This window comes from Mycobacterium sp. M23085 (assembly GCF_045343915.1).
Lineage (GTDB): Bacteria > Actinomycetota > Actinomycetes > Mycobacteriales > Mycobacteriaceae > Mycobacterium.
The window spans coordinates 3,419,858-3,431,594 of the sequence record NZ_CP174280.1 but is presented as its reverse complement, the minus strand read 5'-3'; the positions used below and the strand labels follow the sequence as shown (position 1 = coordinate 3,431,594).

The 11,737-nt window shown below is 67.9% G+C and carries 12 protein-coding genes; 5 read left to right on the top strand and 7 right to left on the bottom strand.

Going from position 1 to position 11,737, the window contains the following annotated elements; all coding sequences use genetic code 11:
• The first annotated feature begins 223 nt into the window (after positions 1-223).
• Both ACIUM1_RS15900 and ACIUM1_RS15895 read left to right on the top strand, forming a co-directional pair.
• On the top strand, positions 224-1,252 hold the full coding sequence (locus ACIUM1_RS15900) for a PirG (protein ID WP_406813617.1): 1,029 nt from the start codon (positions 224-226) through the stop codon (positions 1,250-1,252).
• Between the two features lie 131 nt (positions 1,253-1,383).
• Complete coding sequence (locus ACIUM1_RS15895) at positions 1,384-3,054, top strand: N-acetylmuramoyl-L-alanine amidase (RefSeq protein WP_406817699.1); 1,671 nt, start codon at positions 1,384-1,386, stop codon at positions 3,052-3,054.
• Between the two features lie 85 nt (positions 3,055-3,139).
• Here ACIUM1_RS15895 and ACIUM1_RS15890 read toward each other — a convergent pair whose 3' ends face one another.
• Positions 3,140-3,511 (bottom strand): winged helix-turn-helix transcriptional regulator, encoded by a 372-nt coding sequence (locus ACIUM1_RS15890; RefSeq protein WP_406813616.1) that lies wholly within the window; start codon positions 3,509-3,511, stop codon positions 3,140-3,142.
• A 93-nt stretch (positions 3,512-3,604) separates the two neighbouring features.
• Here ACIUM1_RS15890 and ACIUM1_RS15885 point away from each other — a divergent pair, with 93 nt between their 5' ends.
• A complete protein-coding gene (locus tag ACIUM1_RS15885; protein WP_406813615.1) occupies positions 3,605-3,985 on the top strand; it encodes a DoxX family protein in 381 nt (126 codons plus the stop codon).
• A 47-nt stretch (positions 3,986-4,032) separates the two neighbouring features.
• Here the strand turns inward: ACIUM1_RS15885 and ACIUM1_RS15880 are convergent, their stop codons facing one another.
• The 4 genes from ACIUM1_RS15880 to ACIUM1_RS15865 are packed head-to-tail and all read right to left on the bottom strand — an operon-like array spanning position 4,033 to position 7,212.
• Positions 4,033-4,848, bottom strand: a complete 816-nt coding sequence (locus ACIUM1_RS15880) for an HAD family hydrolase (RefSeq protein WP_406813614.1) — start codon at positions 4,846-4,848, stop codon at positions 4,033-4,035.
• Positions 4,849-4,882: 34 nt separating this feature from the next.
• On the bottom strand, positions 4,883-5,668 hold the full coding sequence (locus ACIUM1_RS15875; RefSeq protein WP_406813613.1) for a lysophospholipid acyltransferase family protein: 786 nt from the start codon (positions 5,666-5,668) through the stop codon (positions 4,883-4,885).
• A 14-nt stretch (positions 5,669-5,682) separates the two neighbouring features.
• On the bottom strand, positions 5,683-6,438 hold the full coding sequence (locus ACIUM1_RS15870; protein ID WP_406813612.1) for a lysophospholipid acyltransferase family protein: 756 nt from the start codon (positions 6,436-6,438) through the stop codon (positions 5,683-5,685).
• A 6-nt stretch (positions 6,439-6,444) separates the two neighbouring features.
• Positions 6,445-7,212, bottom strand: coding sequence for a lysophospholipid acyltransferase family protein (locus tag ACIUM1_RS15865; RefSeq protein WP_406813611.1), 768 nt, complete (start codon positions 7,210-7,212; stop codon positions 6,445-6,447).
• Between the two features lie 220 nt (positions 7,213-7,432).
• Between ACIUM1_RS15865 and ACIUM1_RS15860 the strand changes: the two genes are divergently transcribed.
• Together ACIUM1_RS15860 and ACIUM1_RS15855 are read left to right on the top strand one after the other, a co-directional pair.
• Entirely contained in the window at positions 7,433-8,983 is a 1,551-nt protein-coding gene (locus ACIUM1_RS15860) for a Rieske 2Fe-2S domain-containing protein (RefSeq protein WP_406813610.1), read from the top strand.
• The gene (locus tag ACIUM1_RS15855) at positions 8,980-9,312 is read left to right on the top strand and encodes a hypothetical protein (protein WP_406813609.1); all 333 of its coding nucleotides are present in this window, start codon (positions 8,980-8,982) and stop codon (positions 9,310-9,312) included. Before ACIUM1_RS15860 ends, ACIUM1_RS15855 begins: the two co-directional genes overlap by 4 nt.
• A gap of 78 nt (positions 9,313-9,390) precedes the next feature.
• On the opposite strand, the gene ACIUM1_RS15850 is transcribed toward ACIUM1_RS15855, so the two are convergent.
• Positions 9,391-10,956 (bottom strand): phytoene desaturase family protein, encoded by a 1,566-nt coding sequence (locus ACIUM1_RS15850; RefSeq protein WP_406813608.1) that lies wholly within the window; start codon positions 10,954-10,956, stop codon positions 9,391-9,393.
• A gap of 48 nt (positions 10,957-11,004) precedes the next feature.
• A complete protein-coding gene (locus tag ACIUM1_RS15845; RefSeq protein WP_406813607.1) occupies positions 11,005-11,652 on the bottom strand; it encodes a TetR/AcrR family transcriptional regulator in 648 nt (215 codons plus the stop codon).
• Positions 11,653-11,737: the final 85 nt, after the last annotated feature.

Below are 11,737 nucleotides of genomic sequence, written 5' to 3'. Positions count from 1 at the left end.
CTAACCCATTTGGCGAGGCCATGCTGCGGCGTCGGGCCTGTGATGACGGCCGTTGCGGCGCCTGGGATCCGCGATCACAGTCGGGGTCGCAATTGCCTCACGATTCAATATCACCACTCTAGTAACACGTTCACCACTCGTACCATCGACTTTGTGTGAATCCCGCCAGTGAGGAGCGGTGGGACGCGCCGACACAACACACAGTCAGATAGAGGAGACTTCCGTGCCGAACCGACGCCGACGCAAGCTCTCAACAGCCATGAGCGCGGTTGCCGCCCTGGCAGTGGCGAGTCCTTGCGCATACTTCCTTGTCTACGAATCGACCGCCGGCAACAAGGCACCCGAGCATCACGAGTTCAAGCAGGCCGCGGTGATGAGCGATCTGCCCGGTGAGCTGATGGGCGCGCTGTCGCAGGGCCTGTCGCAGTTCGGGATCAACCTGCCGCCCGTGCCCGCCCTGAGCGGGGGTGCGGCCGGCACACCTGGTCTCGCCAGTCCCGGCCTGGGCACTCCCGGCCTCGGCACCCCCGGGCTTGGCACCCCCGGGCTTGGGACGACGGGCCTGACCAATCCGGGCGTGACCAGCCCCGGCTTGACCAGCCCCGGCCTGACGAGCCCCGGCATGGCGCCCATGACGCCCGGGCTCACCGCGCCTGGTGCGTTGCCGACCACTCCCGGTGGTGGTGTCGCGACCCCGGGCGCCGGGCTCAACCCGGCGCTGTCCAACCCCGGGCTGACCAGCCCGGCCGGAGTCGCCCCGGGCCTGGGTGGCCCGGCGCTGTCGCCGAGCGAGGTGCCGATCGACTCCGGGGCCGGGTTGGACCCGGGCGCCGGGGGCACCTACCCGATCCTGGGCGATCCGTCCACCTTCGGTAACGCCTCGCCGATCGGCGGCGGTACCGGCCTGGGCGGCGGCTCGGGCACCGGTGGTGCCAGCGGCGGTCTGGTCAACGACGTGATGCAAGCCGCCAACCAGCTGGGTGCCGGCCAGGCGATCGACCTGCTCAAGGGGTTGGTCATGCCGGCCATCACACAAGGCATGCACGGTGGCGCGGGCGCTCTCCCGGGCGCCGCGGGTGCCCTGCCGGGTGCGGCCGGTGCCCTGCCGGGTGCCGCCGCAGCCCTCCCGGGTGCCGCGGGTGCACTGCCGGGTGCCGCGGGTGCCCTCCCGGGTGCTCTTCCGGCCGCCGCGGGTGCGGCCGGTGCGTTGCCGGCGGCCGCCGGAGCAGTACCGGCGCTGCCCCCGGTCTAGTCCTTTACAAACCCTCCACAAGACGGCACCGCAGGATCATCTGCGGTGCCGTCGATTTTTGGGGGAGAAGATTGCCCGGCGCCCCGGTCGTGTCGTCCCATAGATAACATTAGGAACACACGTAACATCAGCTGGTGTCTCGCGGTCGTGCGCCAACGATGTTGCTCACCGCCATGGCGGCGACCGTCGTCCTCGTCTCGTGGCTGGCCGATTCCACGCGCCATCCCGGCGACGCCGGCCCGCCGCCGTCGCGCAGCACCCGGCTCGTCGAGCAACCGCTGGTAGGGCTGGGCGCGGGCGTCACGGTTCGCGAAATCAGTCAAGACACCCCGTTTTCCCTGGTCGCCCTGACCGGCGACCTGGCCGGCACCTCGACCCGCGTGCGCGCCCGGCGCCCAGACGGGTCGTGGGGCCCCTGGTATCAGACCGAGTATGAGACCGCGGCACCCGACCCTGGACGCCGAGAGGGCGGCGACGACTCTGCCGGGCCGGACCGCCCCAGCGTGGCGACGGAGGGGCCCCGCGGCACCGATCCGGTGTTCGTCGGCACCACCACGACCGTCCAGATCGCGGTCACCCGCCCACTCGACGCGACGGTGACCCAGCCCCCGCCGCCGAGCGAGAAGCCCGATCTGGGCTATAAGCCGGCATCCAGGGAACAACCCTTCGGGCAGAACATCTCGGCCGTCCTCATCTCCCCACCACAAGCGCCAGCCGAAACGCATTGGACACCACCGGCCGGGGTATTGATGCCCGGCCAGGCTCCCCCCATCATCAGCCGAGCGCAATGGGGCGCCGACGAGTCGCTGCGCTGCGGCAGTCCGCAGTACGACAACGGGATTCGCGCCGCCGTCGTCCACCACACGGCGGGCAGCAATGACTATTCGCCGCTGGAATCGGCCGGCATCGTCAAGGCCATTTACACCTACCACAGCAAGACGCTGGGCTGGTGCGACATCGCCTACAACGCCTTGGTCGACAAGTACGGCCAGGTATTCGAAGGTAGCGCGGGCGGACTCACCAAGGCGGTCGAGGCCTTCCACACCGGCGGATTCAACCGCAACACCTGGGGGGTGGCGATGATCGGCAACTTCGACGACGTGCCCCCCACACCGATCCAGCTCCGGACCATGGGCCGGCTGCTCGGCTGGCGCCTGGGCCTGGACGGCGTCGACCCCAAGGGCACGGTGCAGCTGGAGTCGGCCGGTAGCCACTACACCACTTTTCCGGCCGGCTCCATCGCGACGCTGCCGACCATCTTCACCCACCGCGACGTCGGCAACACCGATTGCCCGGGCAACGCCGCCTACGCGCTGATGGACGAAATGCGCGATATCGCATCACATGTCAACGACCCGCCGGAAGAACTGCTCAAGGCGCTGCAGGGCGGTGCGATCTATGACCACTGGCAGGCGATCGGCGGGATGAACAGCGTGCTGGGCTCGCCGACCTCGCCGGAAGACAGCGCAGAAGGCGATGCCCGCTTCGTCACGTTCGCCCGGGGCGCCATGTACTGGTCACCGGAGACCGGTGCCCAGCCGGTCACCGGTGCCATCTACGACGCATGGGGCTCGCAGAGCTACGAACGCGGCCCGCTCGGCTTGCCGACCAGCGCGGAAATCCAAGAGCCGCTACAGATTACGCAGAACTTCCAGCACGGCACGCTGAACTACGAGCGCCTGACCGGAAACGTCACCGAGGTCCTGGACGGCATCCCTGTTCCGCTGACGACCGAAGCCCCAAGCGGCCCAACGGTACCGGCCGAGCACTTCTCGCTGCCGTCGCACCCCATGCCCACCTAGGGCAACTTCTCCGCACCACGCAAGCGGGCTGGCCATAAGGCGGCGTTGACCGGTGCCTACGCCAGTCTCGCGCTCGAAGACGCGCTTACTTGTCCTTGATCTGAGACGTGCGGTTGGCGTTGATCTGCTCGTGGTGCGCCATGGCCCACTCGGCGAGCGCCATCACCAGCGGTAACAGCGTCCGCCCCAGCTCGGTCAGCTGGTACTCCACCCGCGGCGGCACCTCAGCGTAGGCCGTGCGGCGGACCAGGCCGTCCTCGACAAGATGCTTGAGCGTCAGGGTGAGCATCCGCTGCGAGATGCCCGCCACGGTCTCCGCCAGCTCACCGAAACGCAGCGGCCCGCCGCGGAGCGTGCCGATTACCAACAGACTCCACTTGTCACCGATGCGATCTAGTACCTCCCGGACCGCTCCGCCTTCGGGGATCCGCGCGACCTTCCGTGTGATTTGCGTCATACCGGGGCCGCCTTCCTGGATGCATACATCGGTGTGCCCTTTGTCGCAGCCCCAACGCTCACACAGGATGTGCCTACGCACAAATAGTAAGGATTGGGGAATTCGGTGGACATCGCACTTTGGACCGTGCAGGGCCTGCTCGCCGTCGTCTATCTCGCCGCGGGCGGACTAAAGATCGTTCGGTCGCGCGAGCAGCTCGTCGCGACGGGCCGGCTCGACTGGATGAAGGACAATTCTGACGCGGCAGTGAAAGCCGTCGGCGCGGTCGAGATCCTCGGCGCGCTCGGGCTGATCCTGCCCCAAGCCACCGGCATCGCCCCCGTCTTGACCCCGATCGCGGCGGTGGGGCTGGTCGTTGTGCAGATCGGCGCATTCCGCGTGCACCTGACCCGCCACGAGCGACAACCTTTGCCCGTCAACGCGATGCTCCTACTGCTCGCGGCCTTCGTCGCTATCGGCCGCTTCGCTGGCTGAAAACCCCGCGTAGCCGCGCAGAGCCGATGGCCCCAAGTGACCGAGCGCTAAAGCCACCAGCGTTCCAGCACCCGGCCCACCCCGTCGTCATTGTTGGCGGTGGTCACCTCGTCGGCGGCCGCCTGCACGTCGGGATGGGCATTGCCCATCGCCACGCCGTGCCCCGCCCACCGCAGCATCGGCAGGTCGTTGGGCATGTCGCCGAACGCCACCACCTCCTCGCGGGCGATCTTCAGTGGCCGGGCGATCTCGTCGATACCGGTGGCCTTGCTGGTGCCCGGCGGCACGATCTCGATCAGACCGTTGTTGGTGGAGTAGGTGATGTCGCCCCCGATGCCGACGTGCTTGGCCAGTTCGGCCGCCATGTCGGCGCTGCGGGCCCCGGCTCGGCGAATGAGCAGCTTGATCGCCGGAGCGCTGAGCAGATCCTGGATCGACACCTCGGTGTTGTCCGGGTTCAGCCAGGCATGCTCGTAACCCGGTGAGCTGACGAACTGGGGCGTCGCCGTGTCGTGGGCGCTTTCGCCGATGCGCTCGACGGCCAGTCCCGCGCCCGGGATGACCCGGGTGGCCAGCTCCGCCAGCTCGGCCAGGGTGTCGACGGCCAGCGTGCGGGTGGATACCACTCGGTCGTTCGCGGCGTCATAGATGACGGCGCCGTTGGCGCACACCGAGACCGGCGCGAAACCCAGCGCGTCGACGACGGGCCGGATCCAGCGCGGCGGACGGCCGGTCGCCACCACGAACTGCGCGCCGCCGGCCACCGCGGCGCGGACGGCGTCGCGGGTGCGCGGGGAGATCCTCTCGTCGTCGTCGAACAGGGTCCCGTCGACGTCGCAGGCGATGAGCGCCGGCAGGGTCATCGATACCGCCCGTCCCGGCAGCTGGCCGAACCGGTCAATGCCGCCCGCTCTGTTCCTGGCCGGGACGCGTCACGCCGTCGGTTCCGTACTTCTGCAGCCGCTCCTGCAACTCCGACAGCCGCAGGGCCCGGGAATCCTCCTGGGTGGGCGCGCTGCCACCCAACCGCCGCGGCACCCAGAATTCGTCTCTCGGATGCGGATACTCCTCCTGCACCCGGTACAGCAGGTCGTTCATCGCCGAGCGCAACAGCAGGTTGAGTTCCTCGGGCGTGCCCCGCGGCGGCAACGGCTGCCCGGCCGCCACGGTGATCGGCACCTTGTTGCGAAACACCTTCTTGGGATGGTCCTTGGGCCAGATCCGGTGAGCGCCCCACACGACGATCGGGACGATCGGCACTCGGGCGTCCAGCGCCATGCGCGCCGCGCCGGTCTTGAACTCGCGCAGCTCAAAACTGCGGCTGATGGTGGCCTCGGGGTGCATCCCGATCAGCTCGCCCTCGCGCATGCGCTGCACGGCCACGTCGTAGGCGTCGTGTCCCGACCTGCGATCCACCGGGATCAGCCGGGCGTGATTGATGACGTAGTTGACCGCCTTCACGTCGGCCATCTCCGCCTTGATCATGAAGTAGGCCCGCCGGTGGCGCTCACGGACGGCCATCAGCGTCGGCAGCCAGTCCAGGTAGCTGGTGTGGTTCTGGGCCAGCAGGGCGCCGCCGCGAGCCGGAATGTTATCCAGCCCCTGGTAGGTGAACTTGGTCCCCTGCATCGCGACCATCGGCGGGACGATCCACTCCGCTAACCGGTAGAACCCCTCGGGCATATCTTCTCCTTCGCCTACTGCGACGGCCGCTCGGCCCTTTTGGCCGAGCGGGACGCCGCCTCGGTGGCCTCCATGCGAGCGGCCTCCGCCAGGGTCGGCGCTCCGCCGCCCAGCCGGTGCGGCATCCAATGTGCCCCGGGTTCGCCCGGGTAGTCCTGTTGCGCCCGGTGCAGCAAGGTGGTCATCGAGTCACGCAGGGCAGCGTTGGTCTGCGCGATGTCTGCGCCCGCCCGTACCGGGGCGCCTATCTGCACAGTAATGGGTATTTTCGCGCGACCCACATTGCGCGGGTAATCTTTGGTCCAGATGCGCTGCGCTCCCCAGACGATCACCGGCACTATCGGGACGTCCGCTTCGACGGCCATCCGGGCGGCGCCGGTCTTGAATTCCTTGAGTTCGAAGCTGCGGCTGATGGTGGCTTCCGGATATACCCCGACCAGTTCGCCTTCGCGAAGCCGCTGCACCGCCACCGCATAGGCGGCCGCCCCGGCGCCGCGGTCCACCGGGATGGTGCGGGTGTGCTTGATCAGGAAATTGACCGGCTTGACCTGCTGCATCTCGGCTTTGATCATGAACCGCAGGCGGCGTCCCCGGCGGTGGACGGCCAGCGCGGCGGGCAGAAAGTCGACATAGCTGGTGTGGTTGATCGCCACCACGGCGCCGCCGCGCTCTGGGATCTGCTCCTCACCGCGGTAGGTGATCTGGGTGCCGGTCGTCTTCACCACCAGTTGAGCCAGCAGCTCCAACGCGCGGAAGGTCGGCTCCACCATCGATCACTACTCCGGCGCCCCTGCGGACCGGGCCCGGCGGGCTGCCCGGGCGGCCGTCTCCTCGGCCTCCAGTTGGGCCGCTTCCGCCAGGGACGGAGCCCCTCCGCCCAGCCGATGCGGCACCCAGAACTCGCCGGCCGGGTGCGGTCCGTACATTTCCTGCGCCCGCTCCAGCAGATGCTGCATGCGCGAGTGCAGCAGCCCTTTCAGTTCCTCGATGCCCAGCGTGGGCTCGATGGGTTCGCCGACCAACACCATGATCGGGACCTTGGGACGCCACAGCTTCTTCGGGTGATCCTTGGTCCAGATCCGCTGGGCGCCCCAGACGATGTGCGGAACGATCGGCACCCCGGCCTCGACGGCCATCCGCGCGGCCCCCGATTTGAATTCCTTGATCTCGAAGCTGCGGCTGATGGTGGCTTCGGGGTAGACCCCCACCAGCTCGCCGTCCTTCAGGTTCCGGACGGCGGCCTCGAACGAGGCGGCACCGTCCTGCCGGTTCACCGAGATGTGCCGCAGGCTGCGCATGATCGGCCCGGTGAACTTGTGGTCGAAGACCTCCTGCTTGGCCATGAACCGCACCTTGCGGCCCAGGCCCTGCTTGTAGGCGGGCAATCCCGCGAAGGTGAAGTCCAGGTAGCCGGTGTGGTTGATCGCGATCACCGCACCACCGCTTTTGGGCAGGTTCTCCTCACCCACGATGGTGATCTTCAGACCCTGGACGCGCCACACCAGGCGGGCGAGCTGAATGACAGTCCCGTAAACCGGTTCCACAGCACTTCAGCCTAATAGTCCCGACCGTGCGCCGCCCCGACAGCCGGAATTCCCAGGTGAACGGGCGTACCCGGGGTCGCCGACCGGACCACCGGCGGACGGCGGTGCGGGGCCGACGGTGTCTGGCGCGCGCTAAGCTCGGGGGCTGAAAAGCCGTCTCACCCGGCCGAGGCCGCAGGAGCCTTCCGTAGGTCCTCTCCTCGGCCTCAGGAAGGTATCAGTGCAGGTCACCAGCGTCGGCCACGCCGGATTTCTGATCCAGACCCAAGCGGGCAGCGTCCTGTGCGACCCGTGGGTCAATCCGGCGTACTTCGCGTCCTGGTTCCCGTTTCCGGACAACAGCACCCTGGACTGGGACGCCCTGGGCGACTGCGACTACCTCTATGTGTCGCACCTGCACAAAGACCACTTCGACGCCAAGAACCTGGCCGAGCACGTCAACAAGGACGCGGTGGTGTTGCTGCCGGACTTCCCGGTGCCCGACCTGCGAAATGAGTTGCAGAAACTGGGTTTTCACCGGTTCTTCGAGACCAGCAACTCGGTCAGGCACCGGATCAGCGGGCCCAAGGGCGAGCTCGACGTCATGATCATCGCCCTGCGCGCACCTGCCGACGGCCCGATCGGCGATTCGGCGCTGTTGGTATCCGACGGCCAGACAACGGTTTTCAACATGAATGATGCCCGGCCGGTGGATCTGGACGTGCTGGCGGCCGAGTTCGGGCACATCGATGTGCACCTGCTGCAGTACTCCGGGGCCATCTGGTACCCGATGGTCTACGACATGCCGGCCCGGGCCAAGGAGTCGTTCGGCATCCAGAAGCGGCAACGGCAGATGGACCGCGCCCGCCAGTACCTGGCCCAGGTGGGGGCGACGTGGGTGGTCCCATCCGCCGGCCCGCCCTGCTTCCTGGATCCCGAGCTACGCGACCTCAACGACGACCACGCGGACCCGGCCAACATCTTCCCCGACCAGATGGTGTTCCTGGACCAGATGCGCAGGCACGGCAACGACGGCGGCCTGCTGATGATCCCCGGGTCGACCGCCGACTTCACCGGCTCCACCCTGAATTCGCTGACCCACCCGCTGCCCACCGACCAGGTCGAGGCCATTTTCACCACCGGCAAGGCCGATTACATCGCCGACTACGCCGAGCGGATGGCGCCCGTCATCGCCGCCCAGCGGGCGAGCTGGGCGCCGGCCACCGGGGAGCCGCTGCTGGAACCGCTGCGCGCCCTGTTCGAGCCGATCATGTCGCAAAGCGACGAGATCTGCGACGGGATCGGCTACCCCGTCGAACTGGTGCTCGGACCGGAGGCCGTGATCCTGGACTTCCCGAAACGGGTTGTGCGGGAACGGATTCCGGACGAAAAGGTGCGCTACGGATTCGCGATCGCACCGGAACTGGTCCGCACCGTACTGCGCGACGGCGAGCCGGACTGGGTCAACACCATCTTCCTGTCCACCCGGTTCAGGGCCTGGCGCGTCGGCGGCTACAACGAATACCTGTACACATTCTTCAAGTGCCTGACCGACGAGCGGATCGCTTACGCCGACGGCTGGTTCGCCGAGACCCACGACGACTCGGCCTCAATCACGCTGGACGGCTGGGAGGTTCAGCGGCGCTGCCCACACCTCAAGGCCGACCTGTCGAAATTCGGTGTGGTCGAGGGAAACACATTGACCTGCAACCTGCATGGGTGGCAGTGGCGACTGGACGACGGTCGGTGCCTGACCGCGAAGGGCCACCAACTGCGGAGTTCGCGGGCGTGAACGAATCCTACGATGACGGCCTGGTCCAGCTGGACCGTGCGGCGATCACGTTGCGCCGCTATCACTTTCCCTCAGGCACATCGAAGGTGATCGCGCTCGACGCGATCCGGGGATACAAAGCCGAACAGCTGGGTCTTTTCACCCAGCGGTTCCGGATCTGGGGCAGCTCGGACTTTCGCCGCTGGCTGCCGCTGGACATCGGCCGGCCATTCAAGTCGACGCTGATCACGCTGGACGTGCCGGGCACTCGGCCCTCCCCCGCGTTCACCCCGGCGCGTCCCGACGAGTTCACCGCCCTGTTGGACGAATTGCTCAGCCAGCGCGGCTAGCCCGCGCGCGACTGCGCGAATGACCGGCCGCTGCGTCTGCCGCCCGCCACTCGAGCACAGGCGAATTGGTCCGCTTCTTCACGGGGCCGCGCGGTCGGTGAGCGCCTGGCGCGCGGCGTTGTAGCCGGGGATGAAGGTGATGCCCGGGCCGCCGTGGCAGCCCGCGCTGCCCAGATACAGGCCTTCGATCGGGATCGGCTGACCGAGGAAACCCCGCGGGCCGGGCCGGTTGGGGCCGATCTGGTTGGCATTCAGCAGGCCATGGCAGTAGTCGCCACCGGGGGCGCCGAACATCACGCCCATGTGCTTGGGGGTGAAGGTGGTGTGCCGGATGATGCTGCGCTCGAAATTCGGGGCGAGCCTGGTGATCTTGTCGATCACCCGCCGGCCCATTTCGGCCTTGGCCCGCCCGTAATCCACCTCGCCCTCGATCGGGAAGAACAGCGCGAACGCCGACGCGGCATGCTTTCCCGCGGGCGCCAGGTCCGGATCGTTTTGCGACGGGATCTGCAACACCACCGTCGGGTCGGCCGGGACGATGCCGCGCCGCGCGTCCTCCCATTGCTGCTGGACTTCCTCCGGCGTGCAGAACAGGCCGATCGAGGCCTGCATGGCCGGGTCGTTGAGCACCTGGTAGGGCGCGGCGAACTCGGGGGCCTCGTCCAGCGCGAAATGCATCTGCAGGTAGCTGCCGCGGTGATCGATGCGTGCGTACCGTTCCCGGATATCGGCGGGTAGCGCGGCGGGATCGATCATCTCGTTGAGGGTGACGTCCGGCGCGACGCCGGAGATCACGATCGGGGCGTTCAACGTCTCCCCCGCCTCGGTGCGCACCCCGGTCACCCGTCCGTCGGCGACCGCGATCCCGGTCACCCTGGTACGCAACCGGACTTCGCCGCCCTGCCGCTCCAGCACCTGGCGCAGGTGCGTGGTGAGTGCGCCGATGCCGCCGCGCAGCTTCTTCATCTGCATGGTGTCCCCGTCGGGGACGCCGAGGCCGAACGCGAGTGCGGCCGCGCTGCCCGGTGTGGATGGCCCGCGGTAGAGGGTGTTGACGGCCAGCACCGTCATCGAGCCGCGGATCGCGCCGAACTTCTCGCGATCGGGCAGGTAACGGTCCAACACGTCGGTGACCGAGCCGAACAGCATGTCGTCGATCGCTGAGCGTTCGAATTCGTTTGTGGCACAGGCATACATCTCGTCGATACTCTTGGGCGGCATGCCGGCCTCGAACCGGCCCAGCGCGCGGGTGGGCGCCTGGGCCCAGCCCATCAGCCCCGCCATGCCGTTCACCGCCTCCGCCCCGTGCACCTCGTTGAGGTGGGTGAACAGCTTGATCGGGTCGCTGTACTGGATCAGCGGGTCATCGCCGACACCGCGCACCGCAACCGACATCACGTCCAGATCGATGGTCGGCATGGTGTCCAGCCCCAGCTCGCTGACCACCTCGGCCGAGGTCGGGAACAGCACCGACCCGGCGATCTCGAACTGGTAGCCGTCGAACAGCTCGACGGTGGAGGCCATGCCGCCGGCGTAGAGCTTGGCATCCAGGCACACGGTCCGCAGTCCGGCCTTCTGCAGCAGCACGGCGGCGGTGAGCCCGTTGTGGCCCGCACCGATAACTATCGCGTCGTAATCAGTCATGTCCTGCCCTCCGGAATGGAGGCTCGCACGACGGCAAAGTTTTGTCAATTATGACGAAACTTGGCGTGCCGCCGCCGTCACCCAGGAGTCGGTGATCCCGGCTCGCAGCGTCTCCAGCGCGGCGTGGCACAGCCGGGCGAGTTCGCCGAGTGACCGGTTCTCGCCGACCATCCAGACCTCCATCGCGCCGAACACCGCGGCGGCGATGCTTCGCGCGGTCACCGCGGTGCGCACCTGTTGGTCGGCCGTGCGTTCCGCCGACCCGTCGGCGCCACGGCCGCGCCGTTGCAGTTGTGCCGCAATGGCTTCGGCGAAATCGGCCTGCACTTCCCGGATGTGGCGGACGATGCGGCCGGGGTCGAGTTCGTCCTGGCGCAGCGCGGCGATCTTGGTGACCGCGTCGACGTCGTAGGGGAACGAGAAGATGGCCGTCTGCACCGAGTCGATGATGGCTTCGTCGGCCGGTCGGGCGTCCAGGGCGGCGCGAAACCAGTGCAGCCCGGTGTAGTCGGCGAACAGCAGATCGTGCTTGGAGCTGAAGTGGCGGTAGAACGTCCGCAGCGAGACGCCGGCGTCGGCGGCGATCTGTTCGGCCGACGTGTCTTCCACGCCCTGGGCCAAAAACCGCACCAGGGCGGCCTGGCGCAATGCTTCACGCGTGCGCTCGCTGCGCGCCGTCTGGGCGGGCCGGACCATGTCAGTAAGGTACCAAGACTCCGGCCGCGCCACGGTGCCGTTGTGTCAATGTTGACAAAACTTCGCGGCGGGGGTGAGACTGCGC

Coding starts and splice junctions, on each gene's coding strand:
- ACIUM1_RS15850 (WP_406813608.1), bottom strand. CDS start 10,956: ATGACTGATTACGACGCGATAGTTATCGGTGCGGGCCACAACGGGCTC.
- ACIUM1_RS15880 (WP_406813614.1), bottom strand. CDS start 4,848: ATGACCCTGCCGGCGCTCATCGCCTGCGACGTCGACGGGACCCTGTTC.
- ACIUM1_RS15845 (WP_406813607.1), bottom strand. CDS start 11,652: ATGGTCCGGCCCGCCCAGACGGCGCGCAGCGAGCGCACGCGTGAAGCA.
- ACIUM1_RS15870 (WP_406813612.1), bottom strand. CDS start 6,438: ATGGTGGAGCCGACCTTCCGCGCGTTGGAGCTGCTGGCTCAACTGGTG.
- ACIUM1_RS15875 (WP_406813613.1), bottom strand. CDS start 5,668: ATGCCCGAGGGGTTCTACCGGTTAGCGGAGTGGATCGTCCCGCCGATG.
- ACIUM1_RS15890 (WP_406813616.1), bottom strand. CDS start 3,511: ATGACGCAAATCACACGGAAGGTCGCGCGGATCCCCGAAGGCGGAGCG.